The sequence below is a fragment of the Alphaproteobacteria bacterium genome (genome assembly GCA_033344895.1).
GTDB lineage: Bacteria > Pseudomonadota > Alphaproteobacteria > UBA8366 > Aestuariispiraceae > Pacificispira.
This window is the reverse complement of sequence record JAWPMN010000001.1, coordinates 2345550-2371703: the sequence shown is the minus strand read 5'-3', so window position 1 is coordinate 2371703 and position 26154 is coordinate 2345550. Positions and strand designations below refer to the sequence as shown.

Here is a 26154-nt window from a genome sequence, read left to right as displayed (position 1 = left end):
TCGTCCTTATCGACCCGCCGGTCATTCAGCGCTCAGCCGAGCGACTTTGCGACGGCGACCAATTGTTCGAGGCAGGTGCCCCAGCCTTCCTGGAATCCCATCTCGCGGTGCTTCTGACAGGCGTCCGCGGTCGCATGCTTTGCGACTGCGGTGTAGCGGGTACCGCCCTCGACCGTTTCCATCGTGATGATCGCGGTAAAGAAACTCTCTGACGAGGGACGGTAGCCGGGCTGCAGCGCGTCGGTGAACACGATACGCGTGCCCTCCACCGCATCCAGAATGCAGCCTGTGCTGTCGAAGCTTTCGCCGTTCGGCCCCTGCATGACCGTGCGGAAGATGCCGCCGGGCCGCAGATCAATTTCGCATTCCGGAACCGACCAGGGCTTCGGGGCGAACCAGGTTTTCAGGAGATCCGGATCGGACCAGGCGCGCCACAAACTGTCGCGGGAAACATTCACAACGCGTGTGAGGACCAGATCACGATCCTGATCTATGGTTGTATCGATGCTCATATTCCGAACTTCCTTCCGATTTGCCCGTAGGCGGATTGAAACTGACCGTCGGTTACTGCGACGGCTTGGACTTGGAAAAGAAGGCGTTCACCATCGGCACGACCAGATCCATCCGTTCCATGACGCCCAGATGCGTCGTGCCGGGCAGGATCGCGAGTTCGTCAACCGAGGCCGCCATGAAATGTGGTGCAATCGGCCCCCCTCCCAGGAGGCGATAGATCCGAACGGAATGTTCCGGGCGAACGATGTCCGCATCCCCGGACAGGACGAGGGTCGGCGCCGCAATTGCCGCCATGTCCGCCTCCGGCCAGTCCTCGATGGTCGAATCCAGTTCGACCAGCTTTTCCACCAGGGCTTCAAACCCATCGGGATCGGGTGCCACTTCCTTGTACGCCTTTTCCCATGGCGTACCCGCAAAACTCTGCGCCGTCATGGTCTCAAAAATCTCCAGAAGTTCCGGATACAGACCGTCCTTGCGGAAACTGGCCGCCGCCGCCGTCATGCGCCGCACCCGATCGGGGTGTCGAATCGCCAATTGATAGGCCACGCCGCCGCCCATGGAATATCCGACGATATCGGCACGCTTCAGCCCCATGGTCTTCATAAAGGCGGCGATATCATCCGCCAGCGCCTGATAGGTGATCGGCCGGTCAATGTCGGCGGTACGGCCATGCCCCTGGAAATCCACCACGAAGACTTTGCGGCCCGTCGCCAGACCATCGACCAGGGGCCTCATCATGCCCGTCGTCATATAGGCGCCATGGAGGACGATTACCGGCTCACCCTTCGCTTCCATGTCACCGTGCACTTCATAATACATGTCGAGGTCACCCACCCGGGCATAGCCCGTCTCGACCGGTGCGGCGTGAAGCGGGCCCGGCTCGGCCAAAACCAAAAGAAGGGCCGCGACCGCCCCCAGCAGCAGGGCCAATCCATGCCGCGCCCATGCAAGATCGGCACGCCATGAGTCTTCGGGCGAACCGATGCGGGACAGTCGCGACGAAAGATCACCCCCCTTAAATGCACGCACCATGATCACAGATCTCCAAAATGGTGAAGCGACGAGCCCAACCGCGTTTCGTCAGCGCCGTATCCAACCGCGCGGGCCGAAGCCCAAGGTCGCTTTGGCAATCACAAAACCATACCAACCGGTTGGTATGGTGTTCTACCGACCAGTTGGTATGGCGTCAATACGCAATCACGAAATTTTTCCATGTCCCTGTAGAATCCTGACGATCCGATAGAGCGTCGACGTGGGGAAATCTTAGCGCGGCTGTTCCTTCTGCCGGCGGACGACATCCTCGTAAGCCGCATTGAGGCGCGCCAGGACTGAGTTTTCAGGCGCGATGCTTTCCGGGTCGCCCAGATGAATTGCCCGCAATTCCGCCATGAACGCATTCCAGAGGTCAGGCCCACCCTCTTCCAGCAACTGCGCCCGGATGGACAATTCTTCGGTGACCGCCAGATGCCGGCGCCCCCAACCGCCGATCACCGCCATCACCGGCACAAGTTGGATCGCCGGCTCCGACAGGCTGTAGATTGCCTTCTGCTTATGGCTGGGATCATCGGCTCGGGTGATCAGCCCCAGTTCCATCAGGCGTTTCAGACGGGCCGCCAGGATGTTGGACGCGATCCCCTCCAGCGAATGCTTCAGCAGTTCGCGGAAATGACGCCGATTTCCGAACATCATGTCGCGCAGAATGATCAGGCTCCACCGGTCCCCGATCACCTCCATCGTCAAATTGATCGGGCAACCGGACTTGTTATCCAACGTCATGAGACCCTCCAGAATCTGATTGCATATTAAAATCAGTCATGCGATATCGCAACCGGTTGCAATGTTGAATCAGTTTGGAGTGAAAACGATGTCTCTCCCGGCGGAAGGCGATCCCGAAGGTTTTGACGGTCTAACCGTGGCCCTGGGTGAACTGGTTCAATCCGGGACGGCTCCCGGGATGGTTTTCGGGTTTCTGCGCGGCACGGAGAGGCGCATCGGCGCGTTAGGCTCTCATGGGCCGGGTGTAGAAATGCCGATGGCCCGGGACACGATCTTTCGGATCGCCTCAATGACCAAGCCGGTTGCAGGACTGCTCGCGACAACCCTGGCTTTGGAAGGCCTGTTTGCGTTGAACGACCCAATCGACGGGCTGATCCCCGAAATGGCCGATCGGAGAGTTCTCAGGAGCCCGGATGCGGCTCTGGACGACACCATCCCCGCAGCGCGAGCGATCACGGTCGAAGATCTGCTGACCTGTCGCATGGGCATGGGCCACGTCATGCAGCCGGGCCGGTTTCCGTTGATGGAAAAACTATCCGACCTGTCCCTGACACCGGGCCCCTATCCGCCTTTGGAACCCACCGAAAGCTGGATCGCGAAGCTGGGGACACTGCCCCTCCTGGAACAACCGGGAACGGTCTGGCGCTATGACACGGGGCTCAGCGTGTTGGGCATCTTTCTGGAACGGGCGACCGGCCAAAGTCTGGAAACCCTGTTCCGGCAACGGGTGTTCGAACCGCTGGGCATGACCGATACCGGCTTTCATGTTCCTGCAGGAAAGTTGCACCGTCTGCCGCAAGAAACGCGTGAAGACGGATCGGTCGACGATCCGGCCGGTCCCGGTTCCCGTTTCGCCAAACCGCCGATATTTCATTCGACCGCGGCCGGGCTGGTTTCGACGGCCGACGACTTGCTTAACTTCGCCGGCATGATGCTGAACAAGGGCGAATGGCGGGGGCGCCGGATTGTCCCGGCCAGGGCCGTGGATCTTATGTCACGGGACAGGATCACCGAGGATCAGCGCCGCAAATCTCCCTTCGTGCCCGGTTTCTGGGACCGGAACGGTTGGGGCTACGGCGTCGGCATCTCCTATCCGAAGGACGAGACAGACCCGGCCGGAATCGGCTGGGCCGGCGGGACCGGAACCAACCTTTACTGGGACCCTGCGACCGGCTCGGCCGGCGTCATCCTGACCCAGCGCCTGTTCGGTTCGCCGACCCCGCCAGTGCATTTCGGCGCCTTCTGGCGGCATGCACGGCGCATGGCGCTCACGTAATTTCTTCCGCACCCGAAAGGATCTGAAAATGAACTACCTCTGCCTCTGCTACTATGACCACGACGCGTTCATGAACCTCTCGCCGACGGATATCCAGGCGATCATCGAACAGTGCAAGCCCCATGATGAGGCGCTGCGCGGCAGCGGACATCTGAAATTTGTCGGTTCTCTGGGCATGCCAGAGGAAACCCGCACCCTGCGCAGCTTGGATGGCGGGACGGTTCCCGATGACAAGCCTTATGTCGAGACCAAGGAGCCAATCGGCGCCTTCTTCATGATCGAAGCCGAAGATATGGACGCGGCCGAAAAAATCGCCGGCCTGCATCCCGGCGCGAAACTCAGCCATCTGTTCGGTGGGGGAATTGAAATCAGGCCCGTCGGCCTCTTCGATCTGCTTTGACCCGCCACGCGGGAGGTTCCGGGGACTCCGCCTCCCGCACAGGCACCGGGTCAGAACATCGCCAGCTTGGCGGCAAAGACCATCATGACCGTTCCGCAAATCCGGTCGATCGGACGGCGCAGGGCAAGATACCCCTTTTTCACTGCGGGCCGGGAAAACAGGAAGGCCGCCAGACCATAGACCAGCAACCCGTCCACCACGACGATCCCAAGCGCCGAAAGGCGCAGGTCCATAGGCGCGTCCGCCGGGATGAACAGAACGAAGATCGTTGCGAAATAGGTCAGCGATTTCGGGTTCAGAATACCGGTCGCGAAACCGCGCAGGATCGCCCTGCGCGACGCATGCGGATCGACCTCAACGGTGTCTTCAGCCACCGGGTCCGCAGGGCTGCGCCACAGGCGGATCCCGATATAGATCAGGAACAAGGCACCCGCGATCTGCATGCCGGTCTGCAGCGAGGGCATGATTTCGAACAGCGCCGTCAGACCCAGCAACGCGATACAGGCCCAGACCAGGCTGGCGGCAAGCAGCCCATAACCGGTCAGCAGGGCGCGTGCACGCCCCTGCCCCACGGCGGTCTGACTGACCAGAAGAATGTTGGGGCCGGGACTGGCGATCGACAGAATATCGATGGCGGCAAGCGATAGAAGCAGCATCCAGGTCGACATGGTTTCATCCTCCGGGATTGGGACGGGTCACGCCGTATGGCGGCCGAAAAGAGTGGCATTCTCGGAAGCGGACAGGGATTTCCGGTTCGGGGCATAGACGTCAGGCACCCCGTCATAGGCGCGGATCGTCGCCGGGCGTTCGGCCACCGCCTCAAACCAGCGCGACAGCTCCGGGAAATCCGCGAGTGTCTGCAGATGCCCCGCATGCGGCACGATCCAGGGATAGCAGGCGATATCGGCAATGGAGTAATCGCCGGCGATGAAATCGCGACCGGCAAGCCAACCGTCCAGCACCCCATAGAGCCGCGCCACTTCCCGGCGGTAGCGTTCCAGGGCGAAGGGCACTTGCTCCCCGGCATAGACGTTGAAGTATCCGACCTGACCGGCCATCGGCCCCAGACCGGCGCATTGCCAGAACAGCCATTGCAGCATGACGTTTCGGTCGCGCGGATGACGCGGCAGCAGCCTGCCGGTTTTTTCCGCCAGATACAGCAGCATTGCCCCGGATTCGAACATCGATACCGGTCCGCCGCCATCCTCCGGATCGTGATCGACAAGCGCGGGTATTTTGCTGTTCGGGGAGATCGAAAGAAATTCCGGTGTGAACTGCTCTCCCTCGCTGAGGCGAACAGGGACGATCCGGTGCGGCAGTCCGACCTCCTCCAGAAACATCTTCAGCTTCTGGCCGTTCGGCGTCGGGGCGTAATACAGGTCGATCATCTCAATCCTCCCGTTTGTGGGATGCGCCAGCAGGCGCGTTTCATTGCCCGGAAGAATGAGCCGATCTATGGTCCTTTATAAGAACCAGGATTGACTAATTTCATGGAACCAATTTTCGAATTTCCGATTGAACTGCCGCCGGCCGGATCACGCGATCTGGTCCGGTCACTGCATCAGCAACTGCGTGACGCCATCCTGGACGGACGGCTGAAGCCGGATCTGCGACTGCCGCCAACACGGGCCCTGGCGGAGGGGCTCGGCGTATCACGGAACACCGCCGTTGCCGTCTACGACATGTTATTGAGCGAAGGGTATGTGGAAGGCCGAGCCGGGTCCGGAACCTATGTCGCGGATGTCCGCCCGCGCCTGGAACGACCGAAGGCACCGGACCGGAAGCCGGAGGACGATACCCGTCTGGCGCCTTTCTGGCGCGGAAAGCCACCGCCCGAGTATTCGCCGAACGCCCGCCCTCCCGCCTTCGATTTTCTAAGCGGCTATCCCGACACGACGGAATTTCCCTTCGATATCTGGAACCGCCTGTCCGGACGGGCAGCCCGCGCCCTGGCGCGTCAACCGGCCGATGCCGGCAACCCGGCGGGCGAGCCCGGATTGCGCGACGCCATCGCCAATCACGTTTCCTTTGCCCGGGCCGTTGCCTGTTCCAGCGACGATATCGTCGTGACGGCCGGCGCACGCCAGGCCTTTGACCTGTTGGCGCGCGTTCTGGTAACGCCCGGACAGACCGAAGTCGCCTTGGAAGATCCAGGCTATGCGCCGACCCGCAACGCCTTCGCCGCGGCGGGTGCGCGGATCGCGCCGATCCCGGTCGACGAGGACGGCCTGATCGTTGAGCGCATTCCCCCCAGCGTCCGGGTCGTCTGTGTGACCCCGTCGCACCAGTTTCCGATGGGCGTGACGTTGAGCGCGAAGCGGCGCGCCGCCCTGTTGGATTTTGCCGAGACGTTCGGCGCGTCGATCATCGAAGACGATTACGACAGCGAGTACCGGTTGAGCGGCCGGCCGCTGGATGCCTTGCAGACATTGGACCGGAACGGCCGCGTCTTCTATGTCGGGACATTCTCGAAAAGCATGTTTCCGGCGCTGCGCATGGGCTTCGTCGCGGTGCCCGACTGGGCCAAACCGGCCGTGACCGGCGCGCGGCACCTCACCGACTGGCATGCCCCTTCGCTGACGCAGCAGGCATTGACCGATTTCATCACCGAAGGCCATTTGGCCCGGCATGTCCGCAAGATGCGCCGGGAATACGCCGCCCGCCACGAAACCCTGACGGCAGCCCTTTCGCATTTTCACGGCGGCCGATTGCAGGTCCTGGAGGCCCATGCGGGCGTCCATCTGTCCGCCGTTACCGACAGTGGACAGGAGGCCGAGGCTCTATCCCGCCGGGCGGCGGAACGGTCGATCAGACTCGATACGCTGGGCACCTATTCCCGGCGCGCCGACGCCCCAACGGGACTGGTCTTCGGCTATGGATTGATCCGGCGCGAGCGGATCGAGGAAGCCGTCGCCGGCCTGGTCTAAAGCCTTCCGGCGCGGCGCAGCAGATCGAGAACCCCTTCCGGGTCGACCGCCTTGCAGATTCCGCCACGGGGGCGGGCCAGAGGCACATCCTGCGCCATGAACACCGCGTTCAGGACACTTTCTTCCACCGATTCCACAGCGGCCATATAGACCGGATCAAGGCATTCGTCGCTGAGCGCGATGGATTGGCGCCAGGCGGCACCCGACAATTGCGGCATCGGTCCGGCATTGGCGGTGCTGAAGGCGAGGAACAGATCGCCGGAATTGTTGCCCCCGGGCGTGCCGCCCCGGCCGATCCCGATGGTCGCCCGCCGTGCCAACCGGTCCAGCTGCCCCGGCGTCATCGGCAGGTCGGTCGCCAGGATACAGACGATGGAGCCCAGTTCCGCCGGGCGGTCTGGAATGCGGTCCGCCATCATATCCACGCCGACCGGCACGCCCAGTACGGTCAGCCACGGGCGGATGCCGTGATTGGCCTGAACCAGCGCCGCAACCGTGAAGCGCTGTCCGTCGATTTCCAAGACCCGCGACGCCGTTCCGGTCCCGCCCTTGAATTCATAGCAGATCATCCCGGCACCGCCGCCGGTATTGCCCTCTGCCACCGGTCCGGATGCCGCCGACCGGATCGCCGCCAGCGCATGATCGTCGGTAACATGCAGCCCGTTGATGTCGTTCAGGACGCCGTCATAGGTTTCCGCCACCACCGGCATGGCCCAAAGGTGGTTGTCGCGCCATGGGCCGGCATAGTGTTCCAGCATCCAGCGCGTCGCGCCGTGATGGGCCATGCCGACACCATGGCTGTTGGTCAGCAGGATCGGCCCGACGAACCATCCCGCATCGCGAATCCAGTGCGTTCCAGTCATCTCGCCGTTGCCGTTCAGCGTATGCTGCCCTGCCCAGACAGGAATCGGCTGCTCGGCAAAGCCGCGCGGCAGGATTGCCGTAACCCCGGTCTGCACCGGCAGGTCGCCCCTGCGCAGAGACGGGTCGGCGTGGGACGACAGGGTTTGGCTGCCGACCAACACACCGGGCACATCGGTGATCGCGTTCAGGGGGCCGGGCGTTCCGGGCATGGGCAGGCCGAGCGCGCGGGCCCGTTTCCGCGCCTTGAGCGTTTCCGTCATTGTTATTTCTTTCTGGCTCGCAAATAGAGGCCGATCGAGGCGATCACGATGGAGAACAGAAGCATGATCGTCGCGATCGCGTTGATCTCCGGTTTGATGCCCCGCCGCAACATCCCGTAGATGAAAACCGGCAAGGTCGTGCTGTCGACGCCGGCGATGAAATAGGTGATCACCAGATCGTCCATCGAAATGATGAAGGCCAGCAGGGCCCCGCCGATCACACCGGGCAGGATCATCGGCAGGGTCACCCGCCGGAAGGTCGTCCAGCCGTCGGCGCCGAGATCGGCCGATGCCTCCTCCAAGCTTTCGTCCATATCCGCAATCCGCGCGGAAACGACGACGAAGACGTAGGAAGTCAGGAAGGTGCAATGGCCGATGATGATGGTCAGCAGCGACAGTTTCACGCCCAGGCTGACGAAGAAGATCAGCAGCGCGATGCCCAGCACGATATCCGGCATGATCATGGGTAGGAACATCAGGGCGCGATAGAAACCCTGCAGCCGGAACCGGAATCGCGCCACGGCGACGGCGACCGCTGTTCCGAACACGGTCGACACCGCCGTCGTGATCAAGGCCACGAGCAGACTGTTCTTCACCGCCGCATAGAGCTGGTCCGAGGATTCGATATAGAGGGCGGATTCCGTCAGCTTGTTCGAAAGCCCGAAGATCGTCCGGTACCAATCGAAGGTGAACCCTTCCCAGATCATCATATTGACCGGGTTGGCGTTGAACGAAAAAACAACGATCAACAGGATCGGGGCATAGATGAAGGCAAAGAAGAAATAGCCGTAGATCGACAGGCCGTTCACCCGCCGCAGCAGTTTCAGCAGACGTCCCGTCATCACGCCGCCTCCTTGACCGCCGGGGCGGTTTCCGCCTCACGGGACGCCAGCCGGACATAATAGAGCAGCAGCAGCAGGATCGCGGCCATGACCATCATCGCCAGCGCCGACCCGAAAGGCCAATTCCTCGCCGACAGGAATTGTTGTTCGATCAGGTTCCCGATCATGATGACCTTGGCCCCGCCCAGCAGCGACGGGACGATGAAGTTCCCCAGCGATGGGATGAAGACGATGATCGATCCGCCGACAATCCCCGGCAGCGTCATCGGCAGAACGATCCGTCGGAAGGTCTGAAACCGCGTCGCGCCCAGATCGGCGGAAGCCTCGATCAGGCTCATGTCCAGCTTCTCGACCGACGCGTAGAGCGGCAAGAACATGAAGGGGATGAAGACATAGACCATGGCGATGATGACCGCCGTGTCGGTATAGATGATCTCCAAGGGCTCCCCGATCAGGCCGACCCCCATCAAGGCCTGATTGAGAAACCCGGTCGGACGCAGGATCAGGACCCAGGCGAACAACCGGACAATCAGGCTGACGAAAAAGGGCAGCGTGATCAGGAACAGGAACAGGTTCTTCTGTGTTTCCGGCAAGCGGCTGACCCAGAAGGCGGCGGGATAGCAGACGATCAGCGACAGGATCACCGTCACCGCCGCAAGCTGAACCGAATGCAGGAAGATGCGGATATAGACCGGGTCGAACCGCTCGTATTTGGTATCCGCCCAGCCCAGAATCTGACCGTAATTCAGATCGAAGAACCGCCAGACGACGCCGCCGTATAGGCCCGGCTCCAGAAAGCTGTAGACCAGCATGATGGTCAACGGCCCCAGGAAGAAGACCGCGAGGAAGATCGTCGGAACCGACAGCAGACCGACCAAGGTCGCCCTTCGGCGCTGACCGCGGGACCGGAACAGATTCATATACGCGCCCCCTCCACCAGATGCAGCGCGTCCTGCGCGACACAAAGGTCGATTTCCGACCCCGGCGCGGGATGGGTGCCGCGTCCAGCCCGGATCGTCGCCTTGATCCCGGGCAGGCCCGGCGCATCGACGACGACACGATAGTCCGATCCGACAAAGAAGACCTGCGAAACCGTACCCCGCAAGGCAAGATCGCGCCCGGCCTCCCCGGTGCCCAGCCGGACATCTTCCGGCCGGACGAGCAGCGTGACCGCCCGACCAGGGGGCGAATCCCGGCCTGCGACGGTCACGCTGTGCCCGCCCTCCAGAGAGATCCGGCACTGCCCGTCCCGGGCCTCCGCGATCCGACCGGAGAACAGATTGCCTTCGCCCAGGAAGCGGGCCACGAATTCACTGATCGGGCGGTGATAGAGGTCTTCCGGCGTGCCCAATTGTTCGATCTTGCCATGCCCCAGGACCGCGATCCGGTCCGACATGGTCAGGGCCTCCTCCTGGTCATGGGTGACGAAGACGAAGGCGATGCCGATCTCGCTCTGAATGGATTTCAATTCGAACTGCATCCGCTGGCGCAGATTCTTGTCCAGCGCCGATAGCGGCTCATCCAACAGCAGGATCTTCGGCCGCGCCACCAGAGACCGGGCCAACGCCACGCGCTGTTGCTGGCCGCCGGAAAGCTGGCGGATCTTGCGGGCGCCGTAGCCGTCCAGGCCGACCAGTTCCAGCATTTCCCCGACGCGCTTGTTTATCGACGGTTTGTCGACTCCGGCGATCTCCAGACTGTAGGCCACATTGCGGGCGACGCTGAGATGCGGGAACAGGGCATAGCGCTGAAACACCGTGTTCACTGGCCGCCGGTGGGCCGGCAGGCCCGCGACCGACGCCCCATCGATCCGGATATCACCGGAATCCAGATCCTCAAAGCCGCTGATAGCGCGCAGCAGCGTGGTCTTGCCGCAGCCGGACGGTCCCAACAATGTCAGGAACTCATTCGGTGCGACGGTCAGGGATACGTCGTCCAAGGCGGTGATCCAGCCGCCTTCCGGCGCGGCGAACCGTTTCGACGCATGCAGGATGTCGAGCATCGTTCAGGCTCCCAATCCGAAAAAGCACCCCGGCCGGCCCGCTTGTATTCGGGACCGACCGGGGTGACAGGGACGTTACTGGGCGGTCTTGATGCGGGTCCATTCCCGGTTATAGAGCTGAAGGTCCCGGCCCAGATCCTTGAAGATCTGAAGCTTCGCAAGAACATCCTTCGGCGGATAGATCGTCTCGTTGTCTGCGATTTCCGCCGGGATCAGGTCCTGCGCGGGCACATTCGGGGTACCGTTCATCTGCTGCGAGACGTTCAGCGCCGCGATTTCCGGCCGCAGATAGAATTCCAGGAATTTGATGGCGTTTTCCTTGTTCGGCGCGCTGTCCAGAACGCAGATATCTTCCTGATACATCGTCGCCCCCTCTTCCGGGATGACATATTCCAGAATGTCGGGGTTCTGCTGCACGAAGATGTTCGCGCCGACGTACCAGTGCGCGGCGGCAACGTCGCCGGACTGGACCAGCGGGATCACGTCATAACTGAAGGCGGATACGTTATCGACGCGGTCCAGGATATATTGCGCGGCCGCCTCTACCTCGGCCTCGTCCGCGGAGTTGACCGACGTACCGTTCATGATATGGCCGATCCCGATCGTCTCGCGCAGATCGTCCAACAGGATGATCTTCTTGCCGCTTTCGGCCAGGGCGAACAGGTCCTGCCAACTGTTCACGTCGCCCGCGACCTGCTTGTTGAAGACGATCCCGACGCTGCCCCAGGCATAGGGCAGGCAGTATTCCGCGTTCGGATCGGTTTCGGCGCGGATGAAATCCGGGTCGATATTCTTGAAATCCGGATGCTGACCGATATCGGTCTTCGCCAGCAAACCCAACTGATACATGATGTCGTGCATGTGGACGGACGGGAAAACGATGTCGTATCCGGTCGCCCCGGCCTGAATCTTGGCCAGCATCTCCTCGTTGGAACCGTAGGTGTCCAGCGACACCTCAACGCCGAATTCCTCGCTGAAACGGGTCAGTACTTCCGGGTTGATGTAGTCGCCCCAATTATAAAGGTGCAATTCACCGTCGGCCGATGCGGCGGGCGGCAGCAGGGCGCAGCCGGCCGCGACCAGCACTGCCTGCGAAACATGTTTGAGCTTCATTTTGTAAGCCTCCTGTCGGTCTGCGTTCCGGACCGTCGGTGCGGTCCGTTATCTTGTTGCATTGCACAGGGTGATATAAATATAACATTATCGTCTATTGTTATTTTTCTAACATTCCAGAGGTCAGTGCATGCGATCCGGTTTTGCGTCCTATCCTCAGGTCAATTTCGAAGATCTGATTCAGCAGATCGAAACCTCATTGCCCTCCCTGCCGCGCCAGGAGGCGAAGCTGGCGCAGTTCATGCTGTTGAACCTGAACACCCTGGGGCTGGAGACCGGCAAATCCCTGGCCGAAAAGGTCGGCGTGCCAGAAGTCACGGTCGGGCGCCTGCTGCGGCGATTAGGTTGCAACGGCATGAAGGAATTGAAGGAATTGCTGCGCCAGCGCTATTCCGTCGCCGGTGAGATGCCCGATCCGCGCGGTGACGTGCGGCCCGCCTGGGAGAAAACAATGGAGGCGGAAACTGCCATCGTCGCCGCGATCTTCCATCAGACGACCAGTCCCGATTGGGTGCGGGCGGCGAAAATGCTGACGGAGACGGACCGCATCTTCGTCACCGGTTTTCAGTCGGTACGCGGTTTGGCGGAAGATTTCGCCCGGCGCCTGTCGCTTGCCCGGCCGTCGGTGCAATACCTGTCCCCCCATGACGGCATGCTGGGTGAATGGTTGGTTCCCAACGACCCGGCGTCGGAAACCTCCTGCCTTGTCCTGGTCGATGTCGTGCCCTATGCGGCGGAATCGGAAAGCCTGGCCAAGCTCGCGAAGAAACAGGGCCGGTCCTGCATCGTCCTGTCCGACGAGTATTGCCACTGGAGCCGCGATGTCGCGGATTCCGCCTTGTACGCACCGTCCAATACCGGCCTGTTCCTGGAATCGACGGTCGGGCTTAATCTCGCGCTCAGCCTATTGGTGGATTCGGTCGCGGAATCCGATCTGGAGAATTCCCAGGCCCGCCTGGTGCAATGGAAGAAGACGTCGCGGGGGATGCGGCTGTTCTGATGCAGAATCAGTCCAGCTCGAACGCATCCTTGTAGTCGCGTTTCAGCGAAGGGTCCTGATCAGATTTGCGCAGCAGACAATTGCCGACGGCAAGCATGTCCAGTTCCGTGCCCATGAAACAATGGAAGGCATCTTCCGGCGTGCAGACAATGGGTTCGCCACGGACGTTGAAGGATGTGTTCACCAGGATCGGACAGCCGGTGCGCTCCTTGAACGCGGAAATCAGAGCATGAAACCGCGGATTCGTCTCCTGATGCACGGTCTGCAGCCGCGCCGAATAGTCGACATGGGTCACCGCCGGAATGTCGGAGCGCGGTACGTTCAGCTTCTCGATGCCGAACAGCGCCTTCTGCTCCTCCGTCATTGCGATGCGGCGGTCTTTGTGCACATCGGCGACCATCAGCATATAGGGGCTTTCGCGGTCGTGGTCGAACCAGTCGGACACATCTTCTGCCAGCACCGCCGGTGCGAAGGGCCGGAAGCTCTCGCGGTATTTGACCTTCAGGTTCAGGGTCTTCTGCATGGCCGGGGACCGCGGATCGGCAATGATCGACCGGCCGCCCAGCGCCCGCGGCCCGAATTCCATGCGCCCCTGGAACCAGCCCACCGCCTGTTCCGATGACAGACCGTCGGCCAGTTGTTCAATCAGCGCGTCATCGGACAGCGTTTCGAACTTCGCCCCGGCAGCGGTCAGCCGTGCCTCAATCTCGGCCTGACCGTAGGACGGGCCCAGATAGGAACCGCGCATGGAATCCTGAGCGTTCGGAATCCTCCGCTCGTTGCCCAGATGCCAGTGATGCGCCGTCAGCGCCGCCCCCAGGGACCCGCCGGCATCGCCGGCGGCGGGTTGCACCCAAATGTTGTCGAAGGACCCGTCGCGCAGGATCTTGCCATTGGCAACGCAATTCAGCGCGACCCCACCGGCGAGGCACAAGTTCGGAATTCCGGTCAGTTCTCGTGCGGAACGGGCGAGGCGCAGCATGACCTCTTCGGTCACCGCCTGGATCGACGCGGCCAGGTCCATATGACGCTGATCCAGTGGCGCCTCGGCGGCGCGCGGTTTCATGCCGAACAACTCATCGAACTTGCGAGAGGTCATGGTCAGCCCCCCGCAATAGTCGAAATACTTCATGTTGAGCCGGAAACTGCCGTCCGGCTTCAGATCCATCAGATTGTCCAGGATCGTCTGGGCATAGCGCGGCTCGCCATAGGGCGCGAGGCCCATCACCTTGTATTCGCCGGAATTGACCTTGAACCCGGTGAAATAGGTGAAGGCGGAATACAGAAGTCCGATCGAATGCGGGAAGTGGATTTCCTTCAGGATTTCCAGGCTTCTGCCGCGTCCGACCGACAGGCTGGTCGTCGCCCATTCGCCGACCCCGTCCGCTGTCAGAACCACCGCTTCCTCGTAGGGCGAGGGATAGAATGCACTGGCCGCATGGGACTGGTGGTGTTCGGAGAACAGGATCTTCTCCTCCGGCATCAGAAAGCCGCCAATCGCCTTCAACTCGTCCCGCAGCAGCTTCTTCTGAAACAGCTTTTCATTGACCCAGACCGGCAGGGCCATGGCGAAACTGCGAAACCCTTTCGGCGCGATGGCCAGATAGGTTTCCAGCAGCCGTTCGAACTTGATGAATGGCTTGTCGTAGAACGCGACGTGGTCGACATCCGCAAGGCTGGCCCCGGCCGCTTCCAGACAGTAGGTCACGGCGTGCTTCGGAAAGCCGGAATCGTGCTTTACCCGGGTAAACCGCTCCTCCTGCGCCGCGGCGACAATTTCCCCATCCCTCAGGATGGCCGCGGCACTGTCGTGATAGAAGGCGGAAATCCCGAGGATCAGCATCGCGGGAAGACCGGATCAGAAGATCGTGTAGATGAACGGAGCGACAGCAGACCCCTTGGCCAGCACGATCAAGCCACCGAAGACGAGCACGACCAGCAGGAACGGGAACAGCCAGAATTTCTTCCGCGCCATCATGAAGCGCCAGAGTTCCTTAAGAAACGACATATCCGAATTCCCCCAAAAGAATACGTTAAAACTGATTGGGCATCGTATCCGGCGCCGGGCCGGGCGGGTCACGGTCGATCCAGTAGCTCTCCGCCGCAGGATCAAGCCTGGTGCGCAGTGGATCGAACCCGAACAGACGCATGACCACCCCCATCGGTGTGCAGACCAGGAAGAAGATCGCACCCAATATGATGGGATTCGTGATTTTATGAAGCAGCAGGCCGAACCGTGTCCAGAGCCGGTTCAACGGGGCCAGAAGTCGCGGAACGACCAGGGCGGCGGCCAGAAATGCCCCTGACACAATCGCAAGACCGATCGCCCAGTCGGGGCGCTCGAAATACCACTGCGCCGCGGCGATCAGTCCAAAGACAACCGCGAAGACAATCCCAAAGGACCGGTCCGTGGCCGTTTTCTGTATACCGTGATCGCGGTAACTTTCGTGGAAGCCACTCATCGCGCTCTATCGTCCATTCCTGATCGCATCAGCGCGGAACGCATCCAGTAATCCGCCCCCGGCTCGTTGCCCCGCACCCCTAAATAGTGCGTTGCGTGCCGCCGTGTCAACGCGAGCCGGGAACGGGATTCCCCGTCAAACTCAGCCTTGGGCGCCACGTACCGGCAGCGCATGATTTGCCTCCCGCGCAAGTCCGTCCCATAGTTGTCACAGGGAGGGCGTGACCGGCGGGTTGGGATAGAAGTTTCAGTAATGACACTTGACGCTAAGAGATTGACCAACTGGCGCTATTGGCGTTGCGCGATGGATTCGGATCCGACGCATTTCGGTCGTTTCCGGGACCTGGTTGCCGCCTGGCAGTCAAAGTGGAACCCCCAGAACGGAGGACCCGGCCGCCGGGATTTCGACTTCTTTGAATTCAGGGGGTGGTGGGGCAAGGTCTCGATCGCCCGCATCGAAAGCGATCCTTTTGACGTCCGATTCGTTCTGTGGGGCACACGGCTCGTCGATTGGTGGGGCGTCGACTACACCAACAAACGTCTGGGCGAGGAATCGATCACGCCCGAAGCCTGGACCATGATCGAGGGCCGGTACTTCCAGGACATGTACAACGACCCGTTCATCGGGGTCGTCTGCGGCTATCTCGACCAGTATCAGCGGCCGCACCTGAAGGTTCTTGGCGTTGATTTGCCACTGTTCGAGAACGGGCGCCTTTCCCATGTTCTGTCGATCCACATGGAGATCCTGCTGGACGAGGAGCCGGAAGACATCCTGACCGGCCTGCCGATGACGGAGTATCTCTGATCGCCCGCCTGGACAGGTCGGTGGACAGGACTCCCCTGTCGGGGCACATTCGCGCTGCTGGAAACGTGCTGAATGGACCCTCGTATGACGAGCGCCCCCGAAAAGTCGACCGTTCTCGTGACCGGTGCCGCTGGCTTCATCGGCTCGGCCTTCGTTCGGAAGCTGCTGGCGGAAGGTCATCCGGTCATTTCGGTGGACAAGCTTTCCTATGCGGCGGATCTGCGGCGGCTCCCGCAGGACGGCACCGTTGCGCGCCACCGCTTCATCGAGGCGGCGGTCGAAGACGGCCCGGCAATGCGCGCGTTGTTGAGAGAATCGCGGCCCCGCGCCGTCGTGCATTTTGCAGCCGAAAGCCATGTCGACCGGTCCATCGACGCGCCACGCGCCTTTCTGGAGAACAACACGACCGGCACGTTCGAATTGCTCGAGGCATGCCTCGGCCATTTTCGGGAGGAGTTGAGCGAGCCGGAGCGGAACACGTTCCGCCTGCTGCATGTTTCGACGGACGAAGTCTACGGCGCGGCCAGCGAGCGTGCCTTCACGGAAGATGACGCTATTCTGCCGAATTCGCCCTATGCCGCATCGAAGGCGGCGGCGGAAGCCTTCGTCCGGGCCTATCATCGCACCTACGCATTGCCCACCCTGGTGGCACGCCCGGCAAACACCTACGGGCCGTGGCAATTCCCGGAGAAACTGATCCCGCTGATGATTGCGCGCGCACTGGATGGTGAAGATCTGCCCGTTTATGGCGATGGGCTGCAGCGTCGTGAATGGCTGTTTCTGAATGACCATTGTGCGGGAATCGCGGCCGTTCTTAATCGGGGAACGCCGGGACAGGCCTACAACCTCGCGGGCTTTGAGGATGCACAGAACCTGGCCGTGGTGCGGGCGATCTGTGCCATTCTGGATACGTTGCGGCGGAAGAGCGACGGCCGGTCCTATGCCGCTCAGATCCGCCATGTGACGGACCGTCCCGGCCACGACCGCCGCTATGCCATAGACCCGTCCCGATCAGCGCGGGATCTGGACTGGCAGGCCTCAACACCGCTGGAGGACGGTCTGCGCCGGACCGTGGAATGGTATCTTGAAAACGAATCCTGGTGGCGCGACGTGATGGCCGCCCGATACGGCGGCGAAAGACTGGGCGTCGCAGAGATGGACAAGGCATGACCGCACGCAAAGGCATCGTATTGTCCGGTGGATCGGGTACGCGCCTGTATCCGATGACGCGGGTGATCAGCAAACAGCTGCTGCCGATCTATGACAAGCCGATGATCTACTATCCGATCTCGATCCTGATGTTGACCGGCATCCGTGAGATCCTGATCATCTCGACCCCTCAGGATCTGCCGAAGTTCCGGGATCTGTTCGGCAACGGCGCCGATCTCGGTCTGTCCTTCGAATACGCCGAACAGGCCCGCCCCGAGGGCATCGCCCAGGCATTGACCATCGCGGAACCGTTTCTGGACGGGGCGCCGTCAGCCCTGATTCTGGGCGACAATCTTTTCTTCGGGCAGGGATTGAGCGGGGTTCTGCAGGAAACCAGTGCGCAAGAAAGCAGTGCCAGCATCTTCGCCTATCCCGTCGCCGATCCCGGGCGCTACGGCGTCGTCGAGGTGGGCCGGGACGGTTCGGCCATTTCGCTGGAGGAAAAGCCGCAGCAGCCGAAATCGAACCTCGCGGTTACCGGTCTGTATTTCTACGATTCCGACGCGCCGTCCCTGGCGCGGCAACTGGTCCCGTCGGCGCGCGGCGAGTTGGAGATCACCGATCTGAACCGTCTGTACCTGTCGGAAGGCCGCCTCAATGTAAGACAGTTCGGCCGCGGCACGGCCTGGCTTGATACCGGAACGCCGGATGCCCTGCAGGATGCGGCAGAGTTCATTGCCGCGATCGAGCGTCGACAGGGGTTGAAGGTCGCCTGTCTGGAGGAAATCGCCTTGCGTCAGGGCTGGATCGACGCCGACAGCATCGCCCGTCTGGCCGAAGGGTATGCCGGTTCGGATTACGGCAGCTACCTACGCCGTCTGGTCGATTCCGAAGGAAGAATTCGGTGAAGATTTCCCGCTTCGACGATCTGGCCGGTCCGCTTCTGATCGACCACCCTTCCTTTCCCGATCATCGCGGACGGTTCGACATTCCCTGGAACAGCCAGGCCTATGCCGAGAGCGGGTTCGCAGACCCGTTCATTCAGGACAATTTCGTCCGGTCGGGTCGCGGCGTCTTGCGCGGTCTGCACTATCAGTATCCGACCATGCAGGGAAAGTTGCTGAGTGTCCTGAACGGGGCAATCCTGGACGTCGCCGTCGACCTGCGCCGGGACAGTCCGACACTGGGCAAATGGGTGGCGGTGGAACTGACCGCCGAGCGACCGCAATGCTTCTGGGTGCCGCGCGGCTTCGCCCATGGTTATCAGGCGCTGAGCGACGATACGATCGTCTTCTACAAGGTCGACGGTGCCTATGCCCCGCAGGAAGAAGTCTGCATCCGATGGGACGATCCGGAGATCGGCATCGACTGGCCAATTTCGAATCCGGTCGTCAGCGACAAGGATCAGCGGGGCGTATCCTTCGCCGACGCTCCGCGCTGTGACATCGAGCAATGATCCGCGGCACCGGCTTGATAACCGGCCGCAGCGGCCAACTGGGCCGGGCCCTGTCGTTGACCGCGCCCGGCGGGGTCGAGTACCAGGCACCAAAAAGAAATGAATTCGATCTGGCCCAACCGGCCACCTTGCCGGCCCTTCTCGATCGGTTGCGACCGTCCTGGATCGTCAACACTGCAGCCTTTACCGATGTCGACGGCGCGGAGACCGCTGAAAGCGATGCGTATATAGTCAATGCCGACGCCCCCGCCGTTCTGGCCGAATGGGCTGCCAAGAACAACGCGCGCCTGATCCATGTTTCGACGGATTTCGTTTTCGGCGACATGCCGCACCGGCCGATTCAGCCGGACGCGCCGGTCGCACCGATCAATGCATATGGCCGGACCAAGGCGGCGGCTGAGGGTCGAATCCTGTCCACCCTTTCCGACGCGGTGATCCTCAGGACATCCTATCTTTACGGACCGGGATACGGATCGAGTTTCGTTGACCGAATGCTGTCACTCGCCTTGACCAGGGACAGATTGCAGGTCGTGACGGATCAGACCGGCAGCCCGACCGCCGCGACGGTCCTGGCACGGATGATCTGGGGTATTCTGGAACAAGCGCCGACCGGTGGCGGAATTCATCACGCGGCCTGCCGGGGGGCTGCCAGCCGATATGACCTTATCGCGGAAACTCTGGAACTGGCGCGAAGTCAGGGCATTCCCATCCGCTGCACACAACTTGAACCGGTTTCCTCGGACCGTTTCCCCAGCCCGGCCCGCCGGCCGGGCTACAGCGCCCTGGATTCCACCGGTTCGGAACAGACCTTCGGTACCGTCATGCCGGCATGGCAGCATGCATTGCGGGATCATGTCGCCACGATCGCACCAGACCTGCGCCGGCAGCAAAAGCCGTAGACTTCGTTGAACGGCCCTGCGCGCCCATCAGGCCTCACCCCCCTGACGTCACCATCTTTTCGTAGCGCCACACTTCCAGATCAACCACACCGTCCCGCGTCGGCAGGTGACTGGTCACGACCCCGGTCCGGCCCCATCCCTGCTTTTCATAGAACCGCGCAGCACGGTCGTTGCCGATGGCGCAGGCCAGCCATGCCCGCGCATGCCCGGCTGCCCGGAATCCGGCTTCCGCATCCGCCATCATGACATCGGCGACGCCGCGGCCCCGGGCTTCCGCAGCCAGGAAGAACTGGTTCAGTTCGTCTTCCTGGATCACGTGAAAGCCGACGATTTCCCCCTCGAGCTCTGCAACACGGACCTGCGCCAGAGAATTCGCCAAACGGTCCGCGAAGCTGTCCAGGGTCCGGTTTCGGGCCAGTTTATCGGGGACCAGCCCGGCATGCCCGTCCTGCCATCCTTCATGCCAGATCTTTGCCAGCACCGGTACATCGGACGCCAAGGCGCCGCGCAGCACAAGATTCGTTCGCTCAGACATCATGACAGGGGCGCATCTGGAACTTCCGCATCCACTCCACCGCGGCGGCAAGGGTCGGCCCGGTTTTCCAGCAGATGGTCGTTGTCCCGGCAGTTGGTCTTTTCCGGTCGATATCCATATGGGCCGACCATCAGCAGCCTTCCTTTCCCGATCCTTCCTGCATGCGCGGCACTGTATCGCCGCCTCGGCATGGCGGTAAACCCGTAACACGGGAATGGAAGTCCCTTCGGCAACGCATCGTACTCTATATGTTCTCTTCTCTTGACTCCAGAATATCAAAAGAACAAAAATAGATCATGATGAGAACCGAAGCGAGACAATCCGACCGTTTCCAACGCGCCCGCGCCGCCCTGCGCCAGGCCGAAGCGCAATGGCGCCCGGATCCGGCAGACGCCCGCGCGCGTCGCTTTCCCGTGCCCCTCGGCGATAGAGACATTGTCGAAATCCCCTGGGCCGCCTTGCATCATGTCGAAGGGTTGCCCGGCGATGCCGCCGCCACGGATTTCGCCCTGACCATCGTGCGGCAGGGCATGAAATCCCATGGCCGGGGAAAACCGCTTTTCTGGATCGCCGCCCCGGACAGTCTGGACAGCGGACGACTGTATCCGCCTGCCCTGCCGGCCGATTTGGCCGCCCAGACAATCTTTGTCGACGCGCCCCGGCCGCGGGAGGGATTCTGGGCCCTGGAAGAGGTCTTGCGATCCGGTCAGGCCGCGGCCGCGGTCGCAGAACTGCCGACGCCCGACACGACCGCCGGCCGACGCCTGCAACTCGCTGCCGAGGATGGCGGCTGCCTCGCCGTCCTGTTGACACTTGCCCCCCGTCGCGGCGTCTCCGCGCCGCCAAATCCCGCGCGCAGCCGATGGCGGGTCGCGTCCCGCCCCGACGGAACGGTCATACGCCTGATACGGGGGCAGGGATTACGCCCCGGAGACTGGAGGATCGATCATGCCCGCACACCGGTTTCTCTACATCTGGCTGCCGCTGCTGGCGACGGACCGCTATATCCGCAGGCCGCCGCCTGACATCGATGCCAGGCTGGACCAGGTCCCGTTCGCCGTGACCGAGGCAATTGGCGGCGCGGTCCGGCTTCTGGGAGTCAACCGGCCGGGACTGAAGATCAAGCTGCATACCGGCATGCCGCTGGCCGATGCCCGGGCGATCCATCCCGGCTTGATCACTCTGCCCGCGCGACGCGACGGCGACCGGTCGGCGTTGGTGGCTCTATCGCGCTGGGCGGACCGGTACAGTCCCTGGGCCGCGGCAGAGCGAAGGCCGGAAGGCGTGCCCGATTACGGCGATGGCGGTGTCTGGCTGAACATCACCGGCTGCGCCCATCTGTTCGGGGGCGAGGCCGATATGGCCGCGGCAATTACCCGTCAGGTCGCGGGCATGGGCTTCGAAACCCGGCTGGGGCTGGCCGATACACCGGGCGGCGCCTGGGCGGCCGCGCGCTATCATCCCGAAAGCGGTCATATCCCGCCGGGTAAAACCCGCGAAGTCGCGGCGGATTTTCCTGTCCGTGCGCTGCGCCTGTCTGAAGAATCCGCGGACCTGTTGGCCCGGCTCGGTCTGCACCGGATCGCCGATCTGTATCCGCTGCCGCGCGCCAATCTGACGGCGCGGGCCGGAGGGGATGTACTGCGCCGACTGGATCAGTTGCTGGGTCGTCTGCCCGAGCATCTGTTCTATAACCAGCCGCCCCGGCTTCACTCCGTCCGCCGATCCTGGCCGGAACCGCTGATCGACGGTACGGGGCTGCGCGACAGCACCCGTCATCTGCTGGAGCAGCTCTGCCTTCAGCTGCGCGAGGAAGGGCTGGGAATCCGGCAACTGGCCGCACAATATCGGCGGGTCGACGACACGATCAGCTTCGTGACCGTGGGAACCAGCCTGCCGACCGTGGCCGTGCCGCATCTTTTCCGCCTGCTCGAGGACCGGCTTACCGCGGTGGATCCCGGCTTCGGCATTGAGGAAAGCCTGATCTGGGCTCGCAGGGTCGAGCCCCTGAAAACCCGCCAGACCGACCTGGAGAACGATACCGGCACGCCGGACAAGCTGGCGCTGGGCGCGTTGCTGGACCGGCTCGGTCACCGGCTCGGCGGCGAGGCGCTGTACCGTCCCGGCATCCTGCCCGGGCATCGTCCAGACCGCCTGTTCCGGAAGGCCGGACTGACCCCGCCCGGCAAGGCCCAGAAGGGTGGTGCGGACGGAACGGAGAACCTGCCGCCCCGCCCTCTACGATTCTTTGCCCGACCGGAAACGGCCGCGGTCGACCTCGGCCCCGACAATCGATTGCCGGATTCCGTGACCTGGCGCCGCATGACCTTCCCGGCGGACGGGCTGGAAGGGCCGGAACGCCTGTGGCCCGAATGGTGGCAGGCGCTCGACCGGTCCCCGGTGGAAGGATTGCGCGATTACTACCGGGTTCCCGGGCCACAGGGGCGCCGGTTATGGCTGTGCCGGGAACAGACATCGCGGGGCGACCAATGGTCGGTTCAGGGGCTGTTTTCATGACCGGACCGTCCCGCACCCCGCCTCCCGCCTATGCCGAACTGCAGACCTCGACGAATTTCAGCTTTCTGCGCGGCGCATCACATGGCGAAGAACTGGTCCGGGCCGCCCGTGACAAGGGGCTGACCGCGATCGGCGTGACTGACCGCAACAGTTTCGCCGGCGTGGTTCGCGCCCATATGGCCGCGCAGGATCACGGCATCGCCTTTCATCCCGGCGTTCGGCTCGATCTGGCGGACGCCCCCTCACTGCTGTGCTACCCAACGGATCGCGCCGCCTATGGCCGCCTGTGCCGCCTGCTGACCGTCGGGAAGCGCCGTGCGCCCAAGGGGCAGTGCGAACTGTATCTCGAAGATGTCGCGGAAGCCCGGAAGGGTTCCCTGTTCATCGCCGTGCAGCCGACCCGTCCCTGCCCCGACTTCGCGGAACGCCTGCCGGAGTTGAAAGGCGCATTCGGGGAGAACCTGTATCTTGCAATCGGCCGGTTCTATGACGGATTTGACCGGGCGCGACTGGAATTCACCGAATGGGCCGAACGGGAATGGGCGATCCGGCCGGTCGTCACCAACGACGTCCACATGCACAATCCCGCCCGCAAGCCGCTGCTGGATACCATCACCTGCATCCGTGAAGGCTGCCGCCTGGAAGATGCCGGTTTCCGCCTGTTTCCGAATGCGGAACGGCATGTGAAATCGCCGGCCGAGATGGCCGCCCTGTTTCCCGATCACCCCGGCTGGCTGGCCCGGTCGGTGGAGATCGCCGAACGGTGCCGTTTCAGCCTGTCGGAACTGCGCTATGAATATCCTGACGAGAATGGCGATGACGGAGAAAGCCCGGCGGACCGGCTCGCCCGTCTGACCTGGGAGGGGGCGCGTCGGCGCTATCCCGACGGTATTCCATCGAAGGTCCGGACCGGCATTTCCGAGGAGCTGCGCCTTGTCGCCCACCTGAAGTTCGAACCCTATTTCCTGACCGTCCACGACATCGTCTCCTTCGCTCGCAGCGAGGGGATTCTGTGCCAGGGGCGCGGATCGGCGGCCAATTCCACCGTCTGCTACTGCCTGGGCATTACCGAGGTCGACCCCGCCACCCACAACCTGCTCTTCGCCCGCTTCGTCAGCGAGCAGCGCGGTGAACCGCCCGATATCGACGTGGATTTCGAACATGAGCGGCGCGAGGAAGTCATTCAGTATATCTACCGTCGATACGGGCGCGAGCGGGCGGGCCTGACCGCGACCGTCATCTCCTACCGCAGCCGCAGTGCCGTACGCGAAGTCGGTCGCGTCTTCGGCCTCAGCGAGGACAGTCTTAACAAATTGTCGCGCACCGTTTGGGGCAGCGGCTCCAGCGGGGTCGACCCCGATCATGTGCGCGAGGCCGGGCTGGATCCCGATGATCCGCGCCTGCGCACCGTTCTGGGATTGAGCGCGGAACTGATCGGCTTCCCCCGGCATCTGTCACAGCATGTCGGCGGCTTCGTCATCACGCGCGGGCCGCTGGTCGAATTGTCGCCGGTCGCCAACGCGGCGATGAAGGATCGCACCACGATCGAATGGGACAAGGACGATATCGACGCGCTGGGCATCCTGAAGGTGGACGTCCTGGGGCTCGGCATGCTGACCTGCATCCGCAAGAGCTTCGACCTCCTGCGCAGTCACAAGGGGCTGGCGCGGGACATGGCCTCCTTCCGGGCCGCCAATGACAGCGCAACCTATGCCATGCTGCAGAAAGCCGACAGCATCGGTGTCTTTCAGGTCGAATCCCGCGCCCAGATGTCGATGCTGCCGCGGCTCAGGCCGGCCACGCTCTATGATCTGGTCGTGGAGGTCGCGATCGTCCGGCCCGGTCCGATCCAGGGCGGCATGGTTCATCCCTATCTCAAGCGGCGCCAGGGGAAGGAACCGATCACCTATCCTTCGGGCGCCCTCAAATCGGTTCTGGAACGAACTTGTGGCGTCCCCCTGTTTCAGGAACAGGCGATGCAGATCGCCATTGTCGGGGCAGGCTATACGTCAGAGGAGGCAGACCGTCTGCGCCGGGCCATGGCGACGTTCAAGAGAACCGGACAGATTCAGGATCACCGCGACAAGTTCCTCTCCGGGATGGCGAAGAACGGCTACGACCCGGTTTTTGCCGAACATTGCTTCAAGCAGATCGAGGGGTTCGCCGAATACGGTTTTCCGGAAAGCCATGCCGCCAGCTTCGCCCTGCTGGTCTATGTGTCGGCCTGGCTGAAATGTCACCATCCAGACGTCTTTGCCTGCGCCCTTCTGAACAGTCAGCCCATGGGGTTCTATGCCCCGGCCCAGATCGTTCGCGACGCCCGCGACCACGGCGTCACGGTCCGGCCGATCGACGTCAACCACAGCACCTGGAACAACACGCTGGAGACCCTGGACGGAGAGAACCGCCATGACGATCATTCCCGCAGCAACCAGCGTCACGCGCTGCGCCTCGGCTTCCGGCAGATCAAGGGAGTATCCGCCGCCGACGCCCTGGCCATCGTCGCCAATCGTCCGGACGGGGGCTATCAGGATCTCTACATGATGGCCCGGCAATCGGACCTGGCACCGGATATATTGGAGAAACTGGCCGACGCCGATGCATTCGCCTCGCTTGGTCTGTCGCGGCGCGAGGCATTGTGGCGGGCCAGACGGTTCGGGACCGGGCGCAAGGCATCGCCCGGCCTGCCGCTGTTCGACGCCTTGGGCGGGCACGCTCACAACATTGGCGTTTCGGCGGAGTTCGGACCGGAACGCCCGGTTCTCCTGCCGGAGATGAGCCTGGGGGAGGAAGTGGTGGTGGATTATTCCAGCCTGCGCCTGTCTCTGCGCGCCCATCCGATGTCCCTGATCCGTGGTTCATTGGCGCAGGTCGGTGCGCGCACCGCCCGGGAGCTGCCGACGATCGGAGACGGCGAGAAGGTGACCCATGCCGGATTGGTCATCGTCCGGCAGCGACCGGGCACCGCCGCGGGCGTGGTCTTTCTCACCCTGGAGGACGAGACGGGACTCGCCAATATCGTCGTCTGGTCGAAAGTATTCGCGGCCTACAGACGCATTCTGATGACCGCTCCGATTCTCGGGGTCGAGGGCAAGCTGCAGACCGAAGATCGGGTAACCCATGTCGTCGCCAACAAGCTTTTCGACCTGACCGGCCTCCTCGACCACACCATCGGCACCCTCCGCTTCGAACGCCGCCGGATCGGCCACCCCCGCACCCTGTCCCTGAAGGCCATCCTCCCGACCACCCCTGCCATCCAGGTAACCCTCCAAACCCTCGCCAGCCTCACCACCCCGACCCGACAAAACCCGCTAAAAGTCGACACCCACAGTTTTCATTGAAGGTACGCCCGCGTGACC

General features: G+C 62.5%; 26 protein-coding genes. 12 read left to right on the top strand and 14 right to left on the bottom strand.

What is annotated here, in order from left to right; genetic code table 11:
• Positions 1 to 32: 32 nt before the first annotated feature.
• From R8L07_11630 to R8L07_11620, 3 genes are all read right to left on the bottom strand, one after another.
• Entirely contained in the window at positions 33 to 512 is a 480-nt protein-coding gene (locus R8L07_11630) for an SRPBCC family protein (protein MDW3206175.1), read from the bottom strand.
• Positions 513 to 564: 52 nt separating this feature from the next.
• On the bottom strand, positions 565 to 1545 hold the full coding sequence (locus R8L07_11625) for an alpha/beta fold hydrolase (protein MDW3206174.1): 981 nt from the start codon (positions 1543 to 1545) through the stop codon (positions 565 to 567).
• Between the two features lie 231 nt (positions 1546 to 1776).
• A complete protein-coding gene (locus R8L07_11620) occupies positions 1777 to 2289 on the bottom strand; it encodes a helix-turn-helix domain-containing protein (GenBank protein ID MDW3206173.1) in 513 nt (170 codons plus the stop codon).
• Positions 2290 to 2377: 88 nt separating this feature from the next.
• Between R8L07_11620 and R8L07_11615 the strand changes: the two genes are divergently transcribed.
• The gene (locus R8L07_11615) at positions 2378 to 3565 is read left to right on the top strand and encodes a serine hydrolase domain-containing protein (GenBank protein ID MDW3206172.1); all 1188 of its coding nucleotides are present in this window, start codon (positions 2378 to 2380) and stop codon (positions 3563 to 3565) included.
• The gene (locus R8L07_11610) at positions 3540 to 3965 is read left to right on the top strand and encodes a YciI family protein (GenBank protein MDW3206171.1); all 426 of its coding nucleotides are present in this window, start codon (positions 3540 to 3542) and stop codon (positions 3963 to 3965) included. The genes R8L07_11615 and R8L07_11610 overlap by 26 nt, the downstream gene beginning before the upstream one ends.
• Positions 3966 to 4015: 50 nt before the next feature.
• On the opposite strand, the gene R8L07_11605 is transcribed toward R8L07_11610, so the two are convergent.
• Together R8L07_11605 and R8L07_11600 are read right to left on the bottom strand one after the other, a co-directional pair.
• Positions 4016 to 4633 (bottom strand): LysE family transporter, encoded by a 618-nt coding sequence (locus R8L07_11605; GenBank protein MDW3206170.1) that lies wholly within the window; start codon positions 4631 to 4633, stop codon positions 4016 to 4018.
• 27 nt (positions 4634 to 4660) lie between these two features.
• On the bottom strand, positions 4661 to 5353 hold the full coding sequence (locus R8L07_11600) for a glutathione S-transferase N-terminal domain-containing protein (GenBank protein MDW3206169.1): 693 nt from the start codon (positions 5351 to 5353) through the stop codon (positions 4661 to 4663).
• Positions 5354 to 5455: 102 nt separating this feature from the next.
• Between R8L07_11600 and R8L07_11595 the strand changes: the two genes are divergently transcribed.
• The gene (locus R8L07_11595) at positions 5456 to 6892 is read left to right on the top strand and encodes a PLP-dependent aminotransferase family protein (protein ID MDW3206168.1); all 1437 of its coding nucleotides are present in this window, start codon (positions 5456 to 5458) and stop codon (positions 6890 to 6892) included.
• Here the strand turns inward: R8L07_11595 and R8L07_11590 are convergent.
• From R8L07_11590 to R8L07_11570, 5 genes are all read right to left on the bottom strand, one after another.
• Entirely contained in the window at positions 6889 to 8016 is a 1128-nt protein-coding gene (locus R8L07_11590; GenBank protein MDW3206167.1) for a P1 family peptidase, read from the bottom strand. The two genes, R8L07_11595 and R8L07_11590, sit on opposite strands and share 4 nt — an antisense overlap.
• Before the next feature lie 2 nt (positions 8017 to 8018).
• Positions 8019 to 8858, bottom strand: a complete 840-nt coding sequence (locus R8L07_11585; protein MDW3206166.1) for an ABC transporter permease — start codon at positions 8856 to 8858, stop codon at positions 8019 to 8021.
• Positions 8858 to 9778 carry an ABC transporter permease gene (locus R8L07_11580; GenBank protein MDW3206165.1) on the bottom strand — a complete coding sequence of 307 codons (921 nt, stop codon included), beginning with the start codon at positions 9776 to 9778 and terminating at the stop codon, positions 8858 to 8860. The genes R8L07_11585 and R8L07_11580 overlap by 1 nt, the downstream gene beginning before the upstream one ends.
• Complete coding sequence (locus R8L07_11575) at positions 9775 to 10860, bottom strand: ABC transporter ATP-binding protein (protein MDW3206164.1); 1086 nt, start codon at positions 10858 to 10860, stop codon at positions 9775 to 9777. Before R8L07_11575 ends, R8L07_11580 begins: the two co-directional genes overlap by 4 nt.
• Positions 10861 to 10935: 75 nt before the next feature.
• On the bottom strand, positions 10936 to 11973 hold the full coding sequence (locus R8L07_11570) for a spermidine/putrescine ABC transporter substrate-binding protein (protein ID MDW3206163.1): 1038 nt from the start codon (positions 11971 to 11973) through the stop codon (positions 10936 to 10938).
• Between the two features lie 130 nt (positions 11974 to 12103).
• On the opposite strand from R8L07_11570, the gene R8L07_11565 reads away from it, so the two are divergent.
• Positions 12104 to 12973 (top strand): MurR/RpiR family transcriptional regulator, encoded by an 870-nt coding sequence (locus tag R8L07_11565; protein MDW3206162.1) that lies wholly within the window; start codon positions 12104 to 12106, stop codon positions 12971 to 12973.
• A 7-nt stretch (positions 12974 to 12980) separates the two neighbouring features.
• On the opposite strand, the gene R8L07_11560 is transcribed toward R8L07_11565, so the two are convergent.
• From R8L07_11560 to R8L07_11550, 3 genes are read right to left on the bottom strand one after another with little or no spacing between them, the layout of a single operon-like run.
• Entirely contained in the window at positions 12981 to 14816 is a 1836-nt protein-coding gene (locus tag R8L07_11560; protein MDW3206161.1) for a carbamoyltransferase, read from the bottom strand.
• Between the two features lie 15 nt (positions 14817 to 14831).
• The gene (locus R8L07_11555) at positions 14832 to 14981 is read right to left on the bottom strand and encodes a DUF5989 family protein (GenBank protein MDW3206160.1); all 150 of its coding nucleotides are present in this window, start codon (positions 14979 to 14981) and stop codon (positions 14832 to 14834) included.
• 25 nt (positions 14982 to 15006) lie between these two features.
• Positions 15007 to 15435 carry an SxtJ family membrane protein gene (locus R8L07_11550; GenBank protein MDW3206159.1) on the bottom strand — a complete coding sequence of 143 codons (429 nt, stop codon included), beginning with the start codon at positions 15433 to 15435 and terminating at the stop codon, positions 15007 to 15009.
• A gap of 252 nt (positions 15436 to 15687) precedes the next feature.
• Here R8L07_11550 and R8L07_11545 point away from each other — a divergent pair, with 252 nt between their 5' ends.
• The 5 genes from R8L07_11545 to rfbD all read left to right on the top strand — a co-directional run bounded on the left by R8L07_11545 (position 15688) and on the right by rfbD (position 19743).
• The gene (locus tag R8L07_11545) at positions 15688 to 16239 is read left to right on the top strand and encodes a hypothetical protein (protein MDW3206158.1); all 552 of its coding nucleotides are present in this window, start codon (positions 15688 to 15690) and stop codon (positions 16237 to 16239) included.
• An 84-nt stretch (positions 16240 to 16323) separates the two neighbouring features.
• Positions 16324 to 17409 carry a dTDP-glucose 4,6-dehydratase gene (gene rfbB, locus R8L07_11540; protein MDW3206157.1) on the top strand — a complete coding sequence of 362 codons (1086 nt, stop codon included), beginning with the start codon at positions 16324 to 16326 and terminating at the stop codon, positions 17407 to 17409.
• Positions 17406 to 18296, top strand: a complete 891-nt coding sequence (rfbA, locus tag R8L07_11535) for a glucose-1-phosphate thymidylyltransferase RfbA (protein ID MDW3206156.1) — start codon at positions 17406 to 17408, stop codon at positions 18294 to 18296. Before rfbB ends, rfbA begins: the two co-directional genes overlap by 4 nt.
• Positions 18293 to 18844 carry a dTDP-4-dehydrorhamnose 3,5-epimerase gene (gene rfbC, locus R8L07_11530; GenBank protein MDW3206155.1) on the top strand — a complete coding sequence of 184 codons (552 nt, stop codon included), beginning with the start codon at positions 18293 to 18295 and terminating at the stop codon, positions 18842 to 18844. The genes rfbA and rfbC overlap by 4 nt, the downstream gene beginning before the upstream one ends.
• Complete coding sequence (gene rfbD, locus R8L07_11525; GenBank protein MDW3206154.1) at positions 18841 to 19743, top strand: dTDP-4-dehydrorhamnose reductase; 903 nt, start codon at positions 18841 to 18843, stop codon at positions 19741 to 19743. Before rfbC ends, rfbD begins: the two co-directional genes overlap by 4 nt.
• Before the next feature lie 34 nt (positions 19744 to 19777).
• On the opposite strand, the gene R8L07_11520 is transcribed toward rfbD, so the two are convergent.
• Positions 19778 to 20281, bottom strand: a complete 504-nt coding sequence (locus R8L07_11520; GenBank protein MDW3206153.1) for a GNAT family N-acetyltransferase — start codon at positions 20279 to 20281, stop codon at positions 19778 to 19780.
• Positions 20282 to 20574: 293 nt separating this feature from the next.
• Between R8L07_11520 and R8L07_11515 the strand changes: the two genes are divergently transcribed.
• From R8L07_11515 to R8L07_11505, 3 genes are read left to right on the top strand one after another with little or no spacing between them, the layout of a single operon-like run.
• Positions 20575 to 21303 carry a hypothetical protein gene (locus R8L07_11515; GenBank protein ID MDW3206152.1) on the top strand — a complete coding sequence of 243 codons (729 nt, stop codon included), beginning with the start codon at positions 20575 to 20577 and terminating at the stop codon, positions 21301 to 21303.
• Positions 21227 to 22795 (top strand): DNA polymerase Y family protein, encoded by a 1569-nt coding sequence (locus R8L07_11510; GenBank protein MDW3206151.1) that lies wholly within the window; start codon positions 21227 to 21229, stop codon positions 22793 to 22795. Before R8L07_11515 ends, R8L07_11510 begins: the two co-directional genes overlap by 77 nt.
• Complete coding sequence (locus R8L07_11505; GenBank protein ID MDW3206150.1) at positions 22792 to 26136, top strand: error-prone DNA polymerase; 3345 nt, start codon at positions 22792 to 22794, stop codon at positions 26134 to 26136. The genes R8L07_11510 and R8L07_11505 overlap by 4 nt, the downstream gene beginning before the upstream one ends.
• The last annotated feature ends 18 nt before the right edge of the window (positions 26137 to 26154 follow it).

What these genes read in the sequence shown, in the direction of transcription:
- R8L07_11630 (MDW3206175.1), bottom strand. Translation starts at nt 512, where the DNA reads ATGAGCATCGATACAACCATAGATCAGGATCGTGATCTGGTCCTCACA.
- R8L07_11625 (MDW3206174.1), bottom strand. Translation starts at nt 1,545, where the DNA reads ATGGTGCGTGCATTTAAGGGGGGTGATCTTTCGTCGCGACTGTCCCGC.
- R8L07_11620 (MDW3206173.1), bottom strand. Translation starts at nt 2,289, where the DNA reads ATGACGTTGGATAACAAGTCCGGTTGCCCGATCAATTTGACGATGGAG.
- R8L07_11615 (MDW3206172.1), top strand. Translation starts at nt 2,378, where the DNA reads ATGTCTCTCCCGGCGGAAGGCGATCCCGAAGGTTTTGACGGTCTAACC.
- R8L07_11610 (MDW3206171.1), top strand. Translation starts at nt 3,540, where the DNA reads ATGCACGGCGCATGGCGCTCACGTAATTTCTTCCGCACCCGAAAGGAT.
- R8L07_11605 (MDW3206170.1), bottom strand. Translation starts at nt 4,633, where the DNA reads ATGTCGACCTGGATGCTGCTTCTATCGCTTGCCGCCATCGATATTCTG.
- R8L07_11600 (MDW3206169.1), bottom strand. Translation starts at nt 5,353, where the DNA reads ATGATCGACCTGTATTACGCCCCGACGCCGAACGGCCAGAAGCTGAAG.
- R8L07_11595 (MDW3206168.1), top strand. Translation starts at nt 5,456, where the DNA reads ATGGAACCAATTTTCGAATTTCCGATTGAACTGCCGCCGGCCGGATCA.
- R8L07_11590 (MDW3206167.1), bottom strand. Translation starts at nt 8,016, where the DNA reads ATGACGGAAACGCTCAAGGCGCGGAAACGGGCCCGCGCGCTCGGCCTG.
- R8L07_11585 (MDW3206166.1), bottom strand. Translation starts at nt 8,858, where the DNA reads ATGACGGGACGTCTGCTGAAACTGCTGCGGCGGGTGAACGGCCTGTCG.
- R8L07_11580 (MDW3206165.1), bottom strand. Translation starts at nt 9,778, where the DNA reads ATGAATCTGTTCCGGTCCCGCGGTCAGCGCCGAAGGGCGACCTTGGTC.
- R8L07_11575 (MDW3206164.1), bottom strand. Translation starts at nt 10,860, where the DNA reads ATGCTCGACATCCTGCATGCGTCGAAACGGTTCGCCGCGCCGGAAGGC.
- R8L07_11570 (MDW3206163.1), bottom strand. Translation starts at nt 11,973, where the DNA reads ATGAAGCTCAAACATGTTTCGCAGGCAGTGCTGGTCGCGGCCGGCTGC.
- R8L07_11565 (MDW3206162.1), top strand. Translation starts at nt 12,104, where the DNA reads ATGCGATCCGGTTTTGCGTCCTATCCTCAGGTCAATTTCGAAGATCTG.
- R8L07_11560 (MDW3206161.1), bottom strand. Translation starts at nt 14,816, where the DNA reads ATGCTGATCCTCGGGATTTCCGCCTTCTATCACGACAGTGCCGCGGCC.
- R8L07_11555 (MDW3206160.1), bottom strand. Translation starts at nt 14,981, where the DNA reads ATGTCGTTTCTTAAGGAACTCTGGCGCTTCATGATGGCGCGGAAGAAA.
- R8L07_11550 (MDW3206159.1), bottom strand. Translation starts at nt 15,435, where the DNA reads ATGAGTGGCTTCCACGAAAGTTACCGCGATCACGGTATACAGAAAACG.
- R8L07_11545 (MDW3206158.1), top strand. Translation starts at nt 15,688, where the DNA reads ATGACACTTGACGCTAAGAGATTGACCAACTGGCGCTATTGGCGTTGC.
- rfbB (MDW3206157.1), top strand. Translation starts at nt 16,324, where the DNA reads ATGACGAGCGCCCCCGAAAAGTCGACCGTTCTCGTGACCGGTGCCGCT.
- rfbA (MDW3206156.1), top strand. Translation starts at nt 17,406, where the DNA reads ATGACCGCACGCAAAGGCATCGTATTGTCCGGTGGATCGGGTACGCGC.
- rfbD (MDW3206154.1), top strand. Translation starts at nt 18,841, where the DNA reads ATGATCCGCGGCACCGGCTTGATAACCGGCCGCAGCGGCCAACTGGGC.
- R8L07_11520 (MDW3206153.1), bottom strand. Translation starts at nt 20,281, where the DNA reads ATGATGTCTGAGCGAACGAATCTTGTGCTGCGCGGCGCCTTGGCGTCC.
- R8L07_11515 (MDW3206152.1), top strand. Translation starts at nt 20,575, where the DNA reads ATGATGAGAACCGAAGCGAGACAATCCGACCGTTTCCAACGCGCCCGC.
- R8L07_11510 (MDW3206151.1), top strand. Translation starts at nt 21,227, where the DNA reads ATGCCCGCACACCGGTTTCTCTACATCTGGCTGCCGCTGCTGGCGACG.
- R8L07_11505 (MDW3206150.1), top strand. Translation starts at nt 22,792, where the DNA reads ATGACCGGACCGTCCCGCACCCCGCCTCCCGCCTATGCCGAACTGCAG.